This is a genomic window from Microbispora rosea, from assembly GCF_900156315.1.
GTDB classification, from domain to species: Bacteria; Actinomycetota; Actinomycetes; order Streptosporangiales; family Streptosporangiaceae; genus Microbispora; species Microbispora rosea.
In genome coordinates this window covers 57506-72907 of the sequence record NZ_FTNI01000028.1, presented here as the reverse complement: position 1 = coordinate 72907, position 15402 = coordinate 57506, and the positions used below count along the sequence as shown (strand labels likewise).

16 protein-coding genes, 1 tRNA gene and 1 riboswitch are annotated in these 15402 nt (G+C 70.0%); of the genes, 6 read left to right on the top strand and 11 right to left on the bottom strand.

Annotated elements, in window-relative coordinates; translation table 11 throughout:
• Positions 1–56: 56 nt before the first annotated feature.
• Positions 57–1862, bottom strand: coding sequence for a SpoIIE family protein phosphatase (locus tag BXA11_RS31605; RefSeq protein WP_076440418.1), 1806 nt, complete (start codon positions 1860–1862; stop codon positions 57–59).
• Positions 1863–1959: 97 nt separating this feature from the next.
• Here BXA11_RS31605 and BXA11_RS31600 point away from each other — a divergent pair, with 97 nt between their 5' ends.
• The gene (locus tag BXA11_RS31600; RefSeq protein WP_030509503.1) at positions 1960–2670 is read left to right on the top strand and encodes a GAF and ANTAR domain-containing protein; all 711 of its coding nucleotides are present in this window, start codon (positions 1960–1962) and stop codon (positions 2668–2670) included.
• 62 nt (positions 2671–2732) lie between these two features.
• On the opposite strand, the gene BXA11_RS31595 is transcribed toward BXA11_RS31600, so the two are convergent.
• Positions 2733–3089, bottom strand: a complete 357-nt coding sequence (locus BXA11_RS31595) for an STAS domain-containing protein (RefSeq protein WP_239105169.1) — start codon at positions 3087–3089, stop codon at positions 2733–2735.
• 186 nt (positions 3090–3275) lie between these two features.
• Here BXA11_RS31595 and BXA11_RS31590 point away from each other — a divergent pair, with 186 nt between their 5' ends.
• From BXA11_RS31590 to BXA11_RS31580, 3 genes are all read left to right on the top strand, one after another.
• Positions 3276–4055, top strand: a complete 780-nt coding sequence (locus BXA11_RS31590; RefSeq protein ID WP_030509501.1) for a SigB/SigF/SigG family RNA polymerase sigma factor — start codon at positions 3276–3278, stop codon at positions 4053–4055.
• Between the two features lie 119 nt (positions 4056–4174).
• Positions 4175–4591, top strand: a complete 417-nt coding sequence (locus tag BXA11_RS31585; RefSeq protein WP_159454863.1) for an ATP-binding protein — start codon at positions 4175–4177, stop codon at positions 4589–4591.
• Positions 4592–4606: 15 nt separating this feature from the next.
• Entirely contained in the window at positions 4607–5905 is a 1299-nt protein-coding gene (locus BXA11_RS31580) for an NAD(P)/FAD-dependent oxidoreductase (protein WP_076440412.1), read from the top strand.
• Between the two features lie 147 nt (positions 5906–6052).
• Here the strand turns inward: BXA11_RS31580 and BXA11_RS31575 are convergent, their stop codons facing one another.
• The 6 genes from BXA11_RS31575 to BXA11_RS31550 form a co-directional block, all read right to left on the bottom strand.
• Positions 6053–8053 carry an ABC transporter ATP-binding protein gene (locus BXA11_RS31575; protein ID WP_076440410.1) on the bottom strand — a complete coding sequence of 667 codons (2001 nt, stop codon included), beginning with the start codon at positions 8051–8053 and terminating at the stop codon, positions 6053–6055.
• Positions 8050–9783 (bottom strand): ABC transporter ATP-binding protein, encoded by a 1734-nt coding sequence (locus tag BXA11_RS31570; RefSeq protein ID WP_076440408.1) that lies wholly within the window; start codon positions 9781–9783, stop codon positions 8050–8052. The genes BXA11_RS31575 and BXA11_RS31570 overlap by 4 nt, the downstream gene beginning before the upstream one ends.
• Before the next feature lie 149 nt (positions 9784–9932).
• Complete coding sequence (locus BXA11_RS31565) at positions 9933–10409, bottom strand: CBS domain-containing protein (protein WP_076440406.1); 477 nt, start codon at positions 10407–10409, stop codon at positions 9933–9935.
• A 131-nt stretch (positions 10410–10540) separates the two neighbouring features.
• Positions 10541–10735, bottom strand: a complete 195-nt coding sequence (locus BXA11_RS31560; protein WP_030509495.1) for a hypothetical protein — start codon at positions 10733–10735, stop codon at positions 10541–10543.
• A 7-nt stretch (positions 10736–10742) separates the two neighbouring features.
• Complete coding sequence (locus BXA11_RS31555) at positions 10743–11615, bottom strand: hypothetical protein (protein WP_076440404.1); 873 nt, start codon at positions 11613–11615, stop codon at positions 10743–10745.
• Positions 11612–12253: a hypothetical protein gene (locus BXA11_RS31550; RefSeq protein WP_239105168.1), complete on the bottom strand. Its 642-nt coding sequence runs from the start codon at positions 12251–12253 to the stop codon at positions 11612–11614. Before BXA11_RS31550 ends, BXA11_RS31555 begins: the two co-directional genes overlap by 4 nt.
• 118 nt (positions 12254–12371) lie before the next feature.
• On the opposite strand from BXA11_RS31550, the gene BXA11_RS44060 reads away from it, so the two are divergent.
• A complete protein-coding gene (locus BXA11_RS44060) occupies positions 12372–12707 on the top strand; it encodes a DUF6458 family protein (protein ID WP_036407543.1) in 336 nt (111 codons plus the stop codon).
• Positions 12708–12716: 9 nt separating this feature from the next.
• On the opposite strand, the gene BXA11_RS31540 is transcribed toward BXA11_RS44060, so the two are convergent.
• Positions 12717–13151: a hypothetical protein gene (locus BXA11_RS31540; protein ID WP_076440402.1), complete on the bottom strand. Its 435-nt coding sequence runs from the start codon at positions 13149–13151 to the stop codon at positions 12717–12719.
• A 92-nt stretch (positions 13152–13243) separates the two neighbouring features.
• Between BXA11_RS31540 and BXA11_RS31535 the strand changes: the two genes are divergently transcribed.
• Positions 13244–13317 (top strand) — tRNA-Pro (locus tag BXA11_RS31535).
• A gap of 89 nt (positions 13318–13406) precedes the next feature.
• On the opposite strand, the gene BXA11_RS31530 is transcribed toward BXA11_RS31535, so the two are convergent.
• Positions 13407–13748: a hypothetical protein gene (locus tag BXA11_RS31530; protein ID WP_143734620.1), complete on the bottom strand. Its 342-nt coding sequence runs from the start codon at positions 13746–13748 to the stop codon at positions 13407–13409.
• Positions 13741–15039 carry a hypothetical protein gene (locus BXA11_RS31525; protein ID WP_076440398.1) on the bottom strand — a complete coding sequence of 433 codons (1299 nt, stop codon included), beginning with the start codon at positions 15037–15039 and terminating at the stop codon, positions 13741–13743. The genes BXA11_RS31530 and BXA11_RS31525 overlap by 8 nt, the downstream gene beginning before the upstream one ends.
• A 247-nt stretch (positions 15040–15286) precedes the next feature.
• Positions 15287–15395, bottom strand: a riboswitch (SAM riboswitch).
• Between the last annotated feature and the right edge of the window lie 7 nt (positions 15396–15402).

Sequence of the window (15402 nt, the reverse complement as noted above, 5' to 3'; positions counted from 1 at the left end):
GGGCCGCGTCGCATCCACCCCGGTCCGCCGCCTCGGCGTGGCGCGGGCACATCCCGTCAGCGGGATCGGCGCAGCGTGAGGACGGTGATCTCGTCGACCGCGTGGCTGCCGCAGAAGGCCCGGTGGTCCTCCTCGATAGCCTTGACGACCGCGCCCGGAGGCTGCCCGGCGCAGCGGGCGAGAGCCTCGGTGAGCCGCTGCTCGCCGTAGTTGTCCCCGGCGGGGCTCTGCGAGCCCACCAGGCCGTCGCTGTAGAGGACGAGCGTCTCCCCGGCCGACAGCGTGAGCTCCTCCGTCGCGGGGACCGAGCCCTCCTCGAAGCCCAGCGGGACGCCGCCGCCCTCGGAGAACCGGACGCCGCCGCCCGGCTGGATCAGCGCCGCCGGATGGTGCCCCGCCGAGGCGAGCCGCACCTTGCGGCCCCGTACGAAGCCCGCGGCGGCCATCACGAACAGGCCCGTGTTCTGTGCGACGAGGGCGTCGCTGACCTTGCGCAGGGCCTGCCCCGGGTCGTCCTCCCACACGCTCAGCACGCGCAGGCCGTTGCGGACCATGGCGGTGACGGCGGCCGCCTCCTCGCCGCGTCCGGCCGCGCTGCCGATCACGAAGCCCCATCCGTTCTTGACGGGGAACACGTCGTAGAACTCGCCGCCGATGGCGCGCATGCCGGAGCCGGGGTGGTAGGCGGCGGCGATCTCGAAGCCGGGGATCTCGGGGAGCGTCCGGGGGAGCACACCGGTCTGCAGGGTGTCGGCGGCCTGGGCCCGGCGCTGGAACCCCTGCTGGGCCCGCATCGCCAATCCGATGTGCAGGCCGATCTCCTCCATCAGGCCCAGGTCGGCCAGGCCGAACGGCGGGCGGTCGCGCAGCCGCACCAGCGTGAGCACGCCCCGCGCCTCGCCGTCGGCGCGGATCGGCACGCTGAGCAGCGAGCCCGCGCGCATCGACTGGAGCACGTCGCCGCCGAGCAGCGAGTCGTCGGTCAGCATCTCGTGGACGACGCCGCTCTGCGTCGTCATCACCTGCTCCACGACGGGCGCGAGCGCCGGCGGGGCCTCCTCGACCGCCCGCTGCAGCCGCCCGACCGGCTGGTCGCTCGGGCCGATGACGACCGACCGGACCAGGCCGTCGCCCCTGGCGACGTCCGCGATCACCCAGTCGGCCGTCTCCGCGGCCAGCAGGCGGGCCGCCCGCAGCAGGGCGACGGGCTCGCGCAGGCTCTCCTCGTCGAGCAGCAGCCCGGTCAGCCGCGACAGCAGCTCGTGCCGCCTCGCCGCCGCCAGGACCGCCGCGTCGTCGGGCACGGCCCCCTGTACGGCCGGCTCGGGCAGCTGGACCTCGGTGGGCAGCACGACCCCCGCGATCATCTCCTGCGGCTCGCCCGGCATGCGCAGGCGGCTCAGCACCAGCCGTACGGTGTGGGCGCGGCCCTGGTGGGCCAGCCTGGTCTGGAACGAGGCGCTGTCGTCGCCGCGGAGGATGGCGGCGAAGCGCTGCCGGAACGCCGCGCGGGCGGCCACGTCGACGAGCAGGGGGAAGGCGCGGCCGATGAGGTAGCCGGCGGGGCTGCCGAGCAGACGCGTGGTCTCGTTGTTGATACGGCGCACCGTGCCGCCCGTGTCCATGATGACCACGGGGATCGGCAGCGCGCGGAACACCTGGCGCAGCAGCTTCTGCTCGCGCTGGCTGCCGCCGTCCCTGCGCCTGCGGCTGCGCGCCAGCTCGCTCAGGGACTTGCGGACCAGTTCCTCTGCGGCGTCCAGCTCCCGTAGCATCGCACCCGGATCGGGATCTTCCCGTAGGGTGGCGATGCGGTCGGCGAGCCCGCTCAACGCGCGCTCGAGCTCGGCGGTGTCGGGCAAGCTGCCCCCCTCTCTCGACGTAGACGCTACGCCAAACCCCGGGTCTAATCGATCCAGCCTGGATTAACCCGAAAACTATGGGAATGGTCTTTCTACCATGGAGACGACATCCATTCTCGCGCGTGACCTCGCGGCGCTGGGCCGTGTGACCGAGGGCACGTCGGCCGAGAGCGTTCTGCGCGGCATCACCGAGGCGGTCGCCCGTGGCGTCCCCGGCTGCGCCGGCGGAACGGCCGAGTTGTGGATGGAGGAGCGGGTGCTGCTCGCCGCCTCCCACAGCGAGCTCACCGTGCTCATCGACCGCGAACGCGACCTGCGCGAGGGCCCGTCGAGGGAGGCGCTGTCCACCGGCCGCCCGATGGCGATCCCCGACGTCATGCGCGAGTCCCGCTGGTCCCGCTACGCCGCCACCGCCGTACGGCACGGGGTGCGCTCGGTCCTCGTCGTGCCGATCGCGGTGGAAGGCGCCGTCGTGATCATCGGCCTGTACGGCGTGCGCCCCGGCGTGTTCAGCTCCGGGGGCCCTCTCATGGCCCTGCTGCGCGAGCAGATCACCGTGGCGCTGGCCAACATCTGGGAGTTCGACGACGTCCTGACCGGCGCGGCGCAGATGCAGGAGGCCCTGGCGGGCCGGTCGGTGATCGACCAGGCCAAGGGCATCATCATGTCGAAGAGCGGCTGCTCGGCCGAGGAGGCGTTCGAGGAGCTCAGGCGGGTGTCGCAGCACCACCAGGTGAAGGTGGCCGACCTGGCCAAGCTCCTGGTGACCGAGCACCAGCAGAAGCACGGGGGAGCCGCCCCGGCCTGAGCGGGGCCGTACGCCGCGGGTGGCGGCAGCGGGGATGCGGCGACCGGCGACCGGCGGCGGGCTCAGGCGGCGAACGCGGCCAGGGCCTCGTCGAGGGTGTCGAACAGGGGCAGTCGCTCCGACAGGCCGGTGACCCACATCACCTTGGAGTTCGGGTATTGCACGGAGATCAGTGCGAATTTGCCGCCGGCCGTGGTCGAGCGCTGCCAGTGGTGCACGATCAGGCCCAGCGCCCGGGAGTCCATGAAGGTCACGCCGCCCAGGTCGAGGACCATGCCGGGGCCGTGGTCGTCGGCCGCGGCGTCCAGGTAGTCCGAGAACTGCTCACGAGTCGTGGCGTCGAGGACGCCGTTCACATGGATCACCACGATGTCCCCTGCCATGCTGGACGTCAGGGACAGCAGCCCGTTGTTAGACACCTCGCGCCTCCTCTGCGGCAACATTACTGGTGCCGAAGGGGTGGTGATACTCCTGATTTTGCGGCAATATACTGAAGCAGAGGTCCAGCAGAGGGCCTCGTCTCGATACTGTAGCGAGGCGTGCCTTCTGCGTGGTCATCCCAGCGCGTAGGCGCCCTCGCGAGAAAATACGAGGGGACTGCGCAGATGGCTGCCGAGGTCCGTGTAGAGACCGCCAGCAATCCGACCGCCGAAGAGCTCCTGGCCGAGCTGGCCGAGGACGGACAGTCCGAGGAGCGGCGGGAACGCCTCCGTGAGAAGATCGTAGAAATGCACCGCCCGATGGCGAGGGACATCGCCCGGCGGTACCTCAACCGTGGCGAGCCGATGGAGGACCTCCTGCAGGCCGCGTACGTCGGCCTCATGAAGGCCATCAACGGCTTCGACCCCACCCTGGGCCACAGCTTCCGCGGGTACGCCATGGTCACCATGACGGGCGAGGTCAAGCGGCACTTCCGCGACCGCACCTGGGCCGTCCGGGTGCCCCGCCTCTACCAGGAGCGCCGGGCCGAGCTCAACCGGCACGTCGCCGACATGACGCAGGAGCTGGGCCGGTTCCCCACCGTCGCGGAGCTCGCCAAGAAGATGGGGCTGTCCGAGGAGGACATGCTCCTCACCATGGACGCCTCCGCGGCGTACAGCACGCTCTCCCTCGACGCGCCGATCGGCGCCGACGACGACGCCGCCGCGCTCGGCGACGTGATCCCCGAAGAGGACGACGCGCTCGACACCCTGGTGGACACCGAGGCGCTGAAGCCTCTCATCGACCTTCTCCCCGAGCGGGAGAAGAACATCCTCCTGCTGCGCTTCTACGGCAACATGACGCAGGCCGAGATCGCGGCGGAGTTCGGCATATCGCAGATGCATGTCTCACGGATCCTCCGCAAGACCCTCGACCAGCTCCGGGCGGAGCTCGTCGCGGGATGAGAGGATGCGGCGATGCCCGGGACACCGTCTGTGCCAAGGCGGTGTCCCGGGGTATCTTCGTCCTGCCCATAGCCCATAGATCCTGAGACGGCGAGATTCCGGCGGGAGGCGTGTACCGGGTGAAAGATGACGGCGTTCCCGCGCACGTCACCAGAGCGGCAAGGGAGCGTGCCTTCTCCTTAGCCGATCTGCCCGATCTGCGGGAGTTCGCCGCCGCCGAGGCGCAGCGTCGCGGCATGAGGGAGGGCGCGATCGGCGACTTCCTCGTCGCGCTCAACGAGGTCGCCACCAACGCGGTCACCCACGGGTCGACCAAGGCACGGCTGGGCATCTGGCGCGATGGGGCGGCCCTGGTGGTCGCCGTGCACGACGACGGCAGGCAATGGCGTCTCGAGGGCGAGCCGGGCCACGACCCACCTCCGGAGAACGCGACCAGCGGCATGGGGCTGTGGGTCACGCGCATGCTGAGCAACGACCTCCACGTCACCACCGGTCCCGCAGGGACCACGGTGACGATGCGTTTCCTCCTGGACTAGGGGTAGGGGACAGCCATGGCTGTCCCACGGATTCTGATCGTCGGCGGCGGATACGTCGGCATGTACACAGCACTCCGCCTGCAGCGCAGGCTCCGCCGCGGCGAGGCGCTCGTGACCGTCGCGGACCTCGATTCCTACATGACCTACCAGCCCTTCCTCCCGGAGGCGGCCGCGGGCAACATCGAGGCGCGGCACGTCGTCGTCCCGCTCAGGCGGGTGCTGAACAGATGCCAGATCCTCAGCGGCAGGATCACCCAGGTGCGGCTCGGCGACCGCAAGGCGGAGTTCACCCCGCACGAGGGGCCCGACCTCACCATCGACTACGACTACCTCGTCGTGGCGCCGGGCTCGATCTCAAGGCTTCTGCCGGTGCCCGGCCTGGCCGAGCACGGCATCGGCTTCAAGACCATCGAAGAGGCCATCGCCCTGCGCAACCACGTGCTCGGCCGCCTCGACATCGCCGCGTCCACGCCGGACCGGGAGGTCCGCCGCAGGGCCCTCACCTTCGTCTTCGTCGGCGGCGGCTACGCCGGCGTGGAGGCCCTGGCCGAGCTGGAGGACATGGCGGCGGGCGCGCTCAAGTACTTCGCCGGGCTGCGTCGTGAGGACATGCGCTGGATCCTGGTCGAGGCCACCGACCGCATCCTGCCCGAGGTGGGCCCCGACATGGGCAAATGGACGGCCCTCCAGCTGCGCGAGCGGGGCATCGAGGTCCGCATGGGCACGCGGCTGAAGTCCGCGGAGGACGGCCGCGTCGTGCTGAGCGACGGCGAGGAGTTCGGCGCCGACACCCTCGTCTGGACGGCGGGCGTCAAGCCCAACCCGCTGGTCGGCGCGGGTGACCTGCCCCTGGACAAGAAGGGCAGGATCAGGGTCGACCCCTGCCTGCGCGTGCACGGCACCGACTTCGCCTTCGCCGCGGGCGACTCCGCGGCCGTCCCCGACCTGACCCGGCCGGGGGAGTTCTGCCCGCCCAACGCCCAGCACGCCGTACGGCAGGCCAAGACGCTGGCCGACAACCTGCTGGGGGTACTGCGGGGGGAGGCCCAGCGGCCCTACCGGCACAAGTACGCGGGGTCGGTGGCGAGCCTGGGACTCTACAAGGGAGTCGCGCAGATCTACGGCCGGAAGCTTCGCGGCTTCCCCGCCTGGTTGATGCACCGCACCTATCACCTGACGCGGATGCCGACCTTCAACAAGAAGACCCGGATCCTCATGGACTGGACGCTCGGGCTGTTCTTCCCCCGGGAGATCGTCTCGCTGGGGGCCATCGAGGAGCCGCGCAAGGAGTTCACGCTGTCCGCCCGCTCGTGAGCGCCGCGGCACCCGTCACCTCCCGCCTTCAGCGCCGGAGCGCCCCGGAGGCGGCCGAGGCGGCCGCCTCCGGGGTCTCCGCACCGCCCGGCCGGGCCGTGAGACCGGTGGCCGGGCGGCGATGGGGAGCAGGCGCGCCGGCGCCGGTCACCCCACTTCGGCGGCGGATGCGTCGTCGCCGGTCAGGGCGCCGGCGAACTGCGAGGAATAGAGCCGGTGGTAGGCGCCCCGGGCGGCGAGCAGCTCGTCGTGGGTGCCGTGCTCGACGATGCTCCCGGCCTCCATCACCAGGATGAGGTCGGCGTCGCGGATGGTCGACAGCCGGTGGGCGATGACGAAGCTGGTCCTGTCGCTGCGCAGCGCGGCCATCGCGTGCTGCACCAACACCTCGGTGCGGGTGTCGACCGAGCTGGTCGCCTCGTCCAGGATGAGCAGGGACGGGTTGGCGAGGAACGCGCGGGCGATGGTCAGCAGCTGCTTCTCTCCGGCGCTGATGTTGCCGCCCTCCTCGTCGATCACGGTGTCGTACCCGTCGGGGAGGGTGCGGACGAACCGGTCCACGTACGTCGCCCGGGCCGCCGCCTGGACCTCCTCGTCGGTGGCCCGGGGGTTGCCGTAGGCGATGTTGTCGCGGATCGTCCCGCCGAACAGCCAGGTGTCCTGGAGCACCATGCCGATCTGGGCACGCAGGTCCTCGCGGCGCATCGCCGTGATGTCGACGCCGTCGAGGGTGATGCGGCCCGCGTCCAGCTCGTAGAAGCGCATGATCAGGTTGACCAGCGTGGTCTTCCCCGCGCCGGTCGGGCCGACGATCGCGATCGTGTGCCCGGGCTCGGCCACCAGCGACAGGTCCTCGATGAGGGGCTGCTCGGGGTCGTAGCTGAAGGACACGTGCTCGAACTCGACGCGCCCCCGCCGGGTCTCGGGCAGCACCGGGTCGGCCGGGTCGGGCTCCTGCTCCTCGGCGTCCAGCAGCTCGAAGACCCGCTCGGCGGAGGCCACCCCCGACTGCAGCAGGTTGGCCATCGAGGCCACCTGGGTCAGCGGCTGGGTGAACTGCCGGGAGTACTGGATGAACGCCTGGACGTCGCCCAGGCTCATCGACCCGCCTGCCACCCGTACCGCGCCGACGACCGCGATGGCGACGTAGTTGAGGTTCCCGATGAACATCATCGTCGGCATGATGATCCCGGAGATGAACTGGGCGCCGAAGCTCGCCTTGTACAGGGCCTCGTTCCGCTCCCGGAACACCTGCTCGACCTCCGGGCCCCGCCCGAAGACCTTCACCAGCTCGTGACCGGTGAACGCCTCCTCGATGTGGGCGTTCAGCGTGCCCGTGTGCGCCCACTGGGCGACGAACTGCTTCTGCGAGCGCTTGGCGATCTGCCCTGTGACGATCATCGTGACCGGGATCGTCACCAGTGCGATCGCCGCGAGCAGCGGCGAGATCACGAACATCATGACCAGCACGCCGACCACGGTGAGCAGCGAGCTCAGCAGCTGGCTCAGCGTCTGCTGCAGGGTCTGGGACACGTTGTCGATGTCGTTGGTGACCCGGCTGAGCAGCTCGCCGCGCGGCTGGCCGTCGAAGAACTTCAGCGGGAGCCGGTGCAGTTTGTCCTCGACGTCGGCCCTGAGGCGGAACACCGTGCGCTGTGTCACGTCGTTGAGCAGCCGGCCCTGCAGCCACATGAACAGCGACGCCGCGACGTACAGCGCCAGCACCCAGGCCAGGACCGTGCCCAGCGCGCCGATATCGATGCCGCGACCGGGGACGACGTCCATCCCCGCGAGCATGTCCGCGAAGTCGCCGTGACCCGAGGCGCGCAGGCCCTGCACGGCCTGCTCCTTGGTCGTTCCCGCGGGCAGCCGTCCGCCGATCACACCGCTGAAGATCACATCGGTCGCCCGACCGAGCAGCTTCGGCCCGATGACGGAGAACACCACGCTGATCACGGCGAGGCCGATCACGGCCAGGATCTTCGGCCGTTCCGGGCTCAACCGGCGCAGCAGCCGCCGTACGGAGGGGCCGAAGTTCATCGACTTCTCCGCCGGCATCTGGCCGCGGCCGAAGGGCCCGAAACCGCCGCCTCCGGCGGGCCGCGCCGGTGCCATGGGCCGTGCCGGTGCCGTGGGCCGGTCGCTCATACCGCACTCCCCGCGGTCAGTTGGGACTCGACGATCTCGACGTACGTCGGGCAGGTATCGAGCAGTTGGTCATGGGTGCCGATGCCGACGACGACGCCGTCGTCCAGGACGACGATCTGGTCGGCGTCGGCGATGGTGGAGACCCGCTGGGCGACGATCATCACGGCGGCGTCGGCCGTGTACGGGCGCAGCGCCGCGCGCAGCCTGGCGTCGGTGGTCAGGTCGAGCGCCGAGAACGAGTCGTCGAACAGGTAGATCTCGGGTTTGGCGACGAGCGCGCGGGCGATGGACAGGCGCTGGCGCTGCCCGCCGGACACGTTCGTGCCGCCCTGGGAGATCGGGGCCTGCAGGCCCTCGGGCATCGCCTCGACGAAGTCGCGGGCCTGGGCGATCTCCAGCGCCTCCCACAGCTCCTCGTCGGTGGCGTCCGGGTTGCCGTACCGCAGGTTGCTCGCGACGGTGCCGGTGAACAGGTACGGCTTCTGCGGCACCAGGCCGATGCGCGTCCAGAGCATCTGGGGATCGAGCTCGCGTACGTCGGCGCCGTCGATCAGCACGGCGCCGGACGTCGCGTCGAACAGGCGGGGCACCAGCGAGACCAGCGTCGTCTTCCCCGACCCGGTGCTCCCGATGACGGCGGTGGTCTGTCCCGCGGCCACGCGGAAGGAGATGCCGGTTAACACGGGCGCCTCCGCGCCCGGATAGCGGAACTCGACGTCACGCAGCTCCAGCTCGCCCCGGCGGTCCACCTGGCGTACGGGATCGTCGGACGGGCGCACCGACGACTCGGTGTCCAGCACCTCCGAGATGCGCTCCGCGCAGACCGCGGCACGCGGGATCATGATCGAGATGAAGGTCGCCATCATCATCGACATGAGGATCTGCATCAGGTACATGAGGAACGCGGTGAGGGCTCCCACCTGCATCTCGCCGCTGTCCACCCGGGCGGCGCCGAACCACAGCACGGCGACGCTGGAGGCGTTGAGGATCAGCATCACGGTGGGGAAGATGAGCGCGGTCAGCCGCCCGACGCGCAGCGCCGTGTCGGTCAGCTCGTCGTTCGCCTTCGCGAACCGGCGGGTCTCCTCACGCTCCCGGACGAACGCCCGCACCACGCGGATGCCGGAAAGCTGCTCCCGGAGCACCTGGTTCACCACGTCGATGCGGGTCTGCATGGCGCGGAACTGCGGGACCATGCGGAAGACGATCAGCCCGATCGAGACCAGCAGCACCGGGACGCAGACCAGCATGAGCCACGACAGCCCGACGTCCTGGCGCAGGGCCATGATGATGCCGCCGACGCCCATGATGGGAGCGGCGACCAGCATCGTGCAGGTCATCACCACGAGCATCTGGATCTGCTGCACGTCGTTGGTGTTGCGGGTGATCAGCGACGGAGCCCCGAACTCGGAGACCTCCCGCTGGGAGAAGCCGGTCACGCGGTGGAAGACCGCCGACCGGACATCCCGGCCGAACCCCGCCGCGACCCGGGCACCGTAATAGACCGCCGCGATCGAGCAGGCGATCTGCACGAGGGACACGGTCAGCATCCAGCCGCCGGTGGTCAGGATGTAGCCGGTGTCGCCCGTGGCCACCCCCTGGTCGATGATGTCGGCGTTCAGGCTCGGCAGGTACAGGGAGGCGATGGTGCCGACGAGCTGGAACAGCACCACCGCCGCGAGCGCGGGGGAGTAGGGCCGCAGGTACGTGCGGAGCAGGCGGCTCAGCACGGCCGTGATCCAGGGAGGTGTCGCGGGGAGGGGAAAATCATGCCGAACACGCTATATGAGCAGCTAGCTCACTCACGCGGGAATTTCGGCAGGAGCGAACAGGGACGGCGTTCGCCGATCTCGACGGGAACGAGGACGCCCAAGGGCCGTCAGGCGGGGGCGGGAGCGCGGCCGGAGACGCGATCGGGGGTGGGGGTGAGCCCGGGGGCATCGCCGGGGGTGAGGCCGCGGGCATCGTCGGGGGTATCGCCGGGAGTGAGCGCGAGGGTGAGGTCGGCCAGGGCGACGACGCCGATCGGGCGGCCGTCCACGACCACCGGGAGCTGACGCACGTCCTTCTCACGCATCAGCCGCGCCGCCTCGGCGACGTCGTGGTCAGGGCCGACGGTCACCACGTCGCAGGTGCACAGCGTCGCCAGGGGAGTGGTGGCGAGGTCCCTGCCCTCCGCGACCGCGCGTACGACGATGTCCCGGTCGGTCACCAGCCCGCGCAGCCGGCCGTCACCGACGACCAGCACGTCGCCGATCCCGCGGTCGCGCATCAGCTTGGCGGCCTTGACCACCGTGGCCTCCTCCGGCAGCGTGACCGGATCGCGTGTCATGACCTCTTCCACGGTGTGGGGCATCGCGGTCTCCTGAGGGGGCCGGTGGGGCGTAGTTCTCATGGTTATACGGCTCTGCGGTCTCGCGGAAGGAGTGCTCCCGCGAGACCGCTTCGGGTTCTGGCCGGCCGGGAATGACGTTGTGGTCGCGGGCGTCAGCGACGGACGCGTCCGCCGCGCCAGCCGCCGCGCCAGGAGTTCACCCCGGCGGTGCCGACGCCGGCCTGGTGCAGGGACAGCAGGCACAGGCCGAGGGCGAGCAGCGCGGTCAGGCCGATGCCGATGCTCGCGTTGAGTAGGTCGAGGAGGAAGGCGATCCCGAAGACGACCGCCGCGGCGATGGCGAGCATTGTTACCTCACTTCCGGTTCAGGTGGGCAAGTAACGCGTGGTACTCGTGCAGGGCCAGGCGCAGCGCCTCGGTGTCGCCCTGCTCGTTTTCCTTCCACTGGTCGAGCAGCGCCTGACGGCGGCTGGTGAGGGCCGACAGGGCCTCCTCCACCAGTGCGTCCGCCTGCTCGACCGACTGACGGGGATCGTCGACGAAGCCCGTCTTGATCTCGCGCCACCGGCTGTCGAACGCCTCGTCCAGGACGGACGCCGTGCCGGAGGCGGTGGTGGTGGCGGGGTAGGCCACCGGGCCGTCGACGGTGTCGCCGGTAGCCGCGCCTGTGACCGTGCCGGTGGTGGTGCCTTTGACGGCGTCGCCGGAGACCTCGGTGTCCCCGGAGGTCGCGGTGTCCCCGGCGCTCGCACCGTCCCGCCCGTAGCCGGCGCCGTCCGCCTCGGGGCCGCGATCCGCGTCGTCGTCGTAGGCGCCGTACGCGCCGGTCGCGGCGTCGCCGGATCGCTCGGCCGAAGTGAGGGAGTCGGTGTGGTCGTCCGTGCGGCCACCGGCGACGAGGCGGTCGCTTTCCGCCGTGTGCCTGCCGCCGGTCTGGGGCGACGTGAGGACGTCGTCGCCCGCCTCGCCGTACGGCTGGCGGAATCGGTTGCCGTCGCCGTCCGCGTCGGCGGTTCCGTCCGTTACCGCGTCGTCGCCGGTCTCCCGGGTCGTGCCGTCGGTGTACGCGTCGCTGGGGGAGTAGACCGGGCCAGGACCCTCGTGCTCGTCCCGCGCGGTGTCCGTGACGGCCCTCTCTCTGCGCGCCTCCTCTTCGAGGGGTTCGGGGGTCTCGGGAGTCGGCCGCTCGGCGATGTCGTCCCGCTGCCTGTTCGTCCGAATGCTCATCGCTCCGCCTTCCGTACGTCCGCGTGGTGGTCGTTCATCGAGGCGCCCTCGTAGCCGCCGGTGGCGTACGCGGCGCCGTCGGCGTGGTCGTTCAGAGGAACGTCGGCGCCGTCGCCGAGCAGCTCCTGGAACAGCGCGCGGTAGTGGACCATCGCCTGGCGGAGCTCCTCGGTGGTGGCTTCCTGCCGGGCGGCGCGGCTGCTGATGTCGTGGGCGTTGCGGTAGTGGTCGAGCGTGGCGGCGTGGGCCACCGACAGGTCGCTCAGACGCTGCTCGAACTCGTCCGTGGGATAGCCGCGCTCGGCCATCACCGCGGTGACCAGCGCGTCCGCCTCGGTCACGGCGAAGCCGGGAGCGTCCACGAAGCGCTCCTGCACCTCGGTCCACTTCCTCGCGTACTGTTCCCGGGTCTGCGGGTCGAGCGGGCGGATGTCCAGCTTGGCGTGGCGCTCCTCGCGGGCGAGCAGTTCCTGCTCCGCCTCTTTACGGCTGTCGCTGTCCCGCACCGCCCGTTCGTACTCGGGCCCGAAACGGTCCTGCAGGTGGCGCCGGCGGTTGCGTGCCGACACAAGGTAGCCGACTGCCAGGATCACCAGCACGGCGACGATCACGACGGCCACCCATGCTACGGCGGTCATTTCTGCCTCCAGGGGTGAGTGCGTTGTTCATCCGCACTGCCCGGGAATGCGGCCTTCACGCCTTGCGTAATCGCGGATTCTGGGGGTAAAGGGCCGTTGACCAGCAGAGGAGGTAGCCATGGGCTTCGGGGCCAGTCTCGCCTTCATCGCGGTCGGCGCGGTTCTCGCGTTCGCCGTCAAATGGGACGTTCCTGGAATCGACCTTCAAATGATCGGCTGGATTCTCATGGCCGTGGGGGTCGTCGGCATGGTGCTGACCGGCCGCTACACCCGCCGTCCACGGACCGAGGAGACGGTGGAGACCATCGAGCCGGACACGATGTACACCGTGGACCCGGCGGCCGAGCCGCACGTACACGTCCAGGAGACCGAGTCGCGCACCGCCGTCCACCCGGGCGAGCGCCGCGTGCACGTACGCGAGGAGACCACGCCCCTGCCGCGCGACGGTGTATGAGCCGTACGGTCAGGGAGTGGTGCCCGCCGCGTCCGTGGCTTCGCGGGCCTCGGCGAGGACCCGGGCGACGTGCGAGTCGTCCCCGGCGGGCACCTCGTGGAAGCCGCGCTCCGGGTCGTAGGCGATGTCGAGCCCGTTGTCGACCAGCCGGTTGGCCCACCGAAGGGCGGTGTTGAGCCGGTCCTTGGGGATCCGGCGACCCTGGGCCGCGGCGGAGAGGTTCCGCAGATTGGTGGCGGGGCCGCTCTGGCTGTGCTCGCGCCGGAGCTTCCACGGCAGGGCACGGCTGTGGTCCGTCATCGGCTTGGACAAGCCGGCGGCCCGCTTCGCCTGTAGGACGCCCGACTCCGTCACACCGAAGTGCTCGGCGAGACGGGCGTTGGTCCACCCTTCGGCGGCCAGCCGGACGAGTTCTTCGTGGTCGATGCGCGCCTTCCTCCCCATGATCGCCAGCCTAGGCCCACCGGCGCGGTTCGTGTACGCACGAAGGCGGAAACTGCGCTAAGGTTTGGGTGTGCCCGGGGAGACCAGGGCAACGGGACGTAGCGCAGTTTGGCAGCGCACTTGACTGGGGGTCAAGGGGTCGTGGGTTCAAATCCCGCCGTCCCGACACTGTTCTAGCAGGTCGGAGCCGTGATCGCGAGAAGGTGATCACGGCTTTTCTGTTTCTCGTTGCTCGTTTGTTGCTCGGACGAGCCGTCAGTTGCCGACACCCCGCTGCCCGTCATTGCCGCAGGAGCCGCCGTCCGGAACGCCGAAGCGTTCGGCGATCTCGACCGGCATCCACTCGTCGGTGGCCAGATGCAACGGGATACGGCGCTCGTCCTGCTGGTAGGCATACCAATCCTCCTCGCCGAAGTCCTCCTCCAGGTCATCGGGGGCTGGGGCCGGAGGTTCGGCGAGCAGGTTGTCCTCCCACTCCTTCAGCACCATGAACAGGTGCCCGCCGTAGTAACTGTTGTCGACGGTTACGGTGGCGGACGGCCAGATGGTGAGAATTTCAGCTGCGGTACGGCGGGGTGCGCCAGTCAGTTCAGGCATGTGTTCGCGTTCTTGCTGTGGCTGTGTGGCGACGATCAGTGTTGAGCAGGGCCCGGATGCGTGCCGTCGTTTCGGGCTCTTCGCGGTACGCCTCGAGCAGGGCGTTGAGGAAGCGGAGTCCTTCTTCGCTACCCGGCTGGAAACCGATGTCGGGGGCGTCGAAGTCGTAGTCCCACTCCTCGTCGGAGCCATCGTCCTCGTCGCGGCTGGTCTTGGAAGAGTCGCCCTGAGTGCCGAAGAGTGAGTCGAGGATGCGGCGGCCGAACTCGAGCTGTCCCAGGTGCTCAGCGGCGAAGGCAGCCAGGTCGCCGCGGGCCACGGTCAGGGCCCGGTCCCACATTTCCTCCTTGAAGTCGCCCCAGGAGACGTTGAGACCGGGGCGGATCTCCCCGATGGTCTCGTGGCCGGACCCGCTGGAGTAGCCGCCGCCGTCGTAGTTGTAACCGATCGACAGGAAGGTGCGGGTCAGCACCGGGGTGGGGAAGCTGTCGGCACGCACCGGGGCGAGCGCCCATTCGCCGCCGGCTTCCGCGGCGAAGTGGAGGAGGCCGTTGACGCGCAGCCGGAGGGGCACAAGGTTGTCGAAGTAGCTGACAAGCTCTTCTTCCTCACCGTCGAAGAAGTCGAGATCGTCCTCGTACGCCAGGTGAATCATCTCGTCACGGTCGGGGGCGGTGCCGAGCCGCACGGCGTCGGCCAGCGCGTGGGGGGAGTCCGTGGTGATGTCCACCGCCGTGTGCGGGTTCAACGTGAGCAGGCCGGGTGCGGCCTCTAGGGCGAGGGTCAGTGGATTGTCATCCGGGCCGAGCCGGCCCAGGGAGGTGATGGTCTTCTCGCCGTCTTCCCCGATCCTGATCAGTTCCACGGTCTTGTTCCGGGTGCGCAGGCCGTACTCGCCGATGCCGGAGACATGGACGGTGAGGAATGACTGCAGCGGCAGAGCGGACACCTGCTGCTTCCCGCTTTCGCCGAACAGCGCCGCGCCCCGATACGTCGCGACGAGCTTCCACTCCTTACCCCACGACGCTTCCAGGACGTCCGGGGGCTCGGCGGGCAGCAGACGTGGCGCCGGGCCGCCGTAGGGCCGGCACACAAGCTCTCGCCGGCCGTCTTCTGTCCGGGCATAGAACGCGAGCTTGTAGCCATGCTTCAGGAGCAGGTCGTAGAACGCGGGCTCGTTGTAAGAGCTGCCCGAGGTCTTGAACGTGGTCAGCAGGAACTGTCGTGCGCGCCGGGTGTTGAGGGTCTGTACGGCGGGCCATGGGGTGACGCGGGGACGAGTGCGTGTCATTGCCGTCCTTGCGTGCAAGGGGATCCGGGGTGGTGAGGAGCGGCGGTGGGAGGTGCCGTCGTTGTACGGCTCCCGCCGGGCGATCACGTCGGCTTCGTCATCCCAGGGCCATCGTCTTCCTGGATGGTCCACTCGGGCTCGATGTCGAGGATGCTTGCGATGCGCTGGGCAGGTCGGTGGCGATGCCGTTCGTGGGCATGACGGTGTTCCTTCGGAGTGATGGACCCCGGTAGCGCCGAACCCCGGTGATCCGCCGTTCTCCACGCACCCCGCGTGGAGCAGGTCGTCACCCGGGGCACCCGCGGCGAGCGGGATGCCGTTCAGCGAGCCGGGGCTTGTCACTGGAACTCATGACCCACTTCG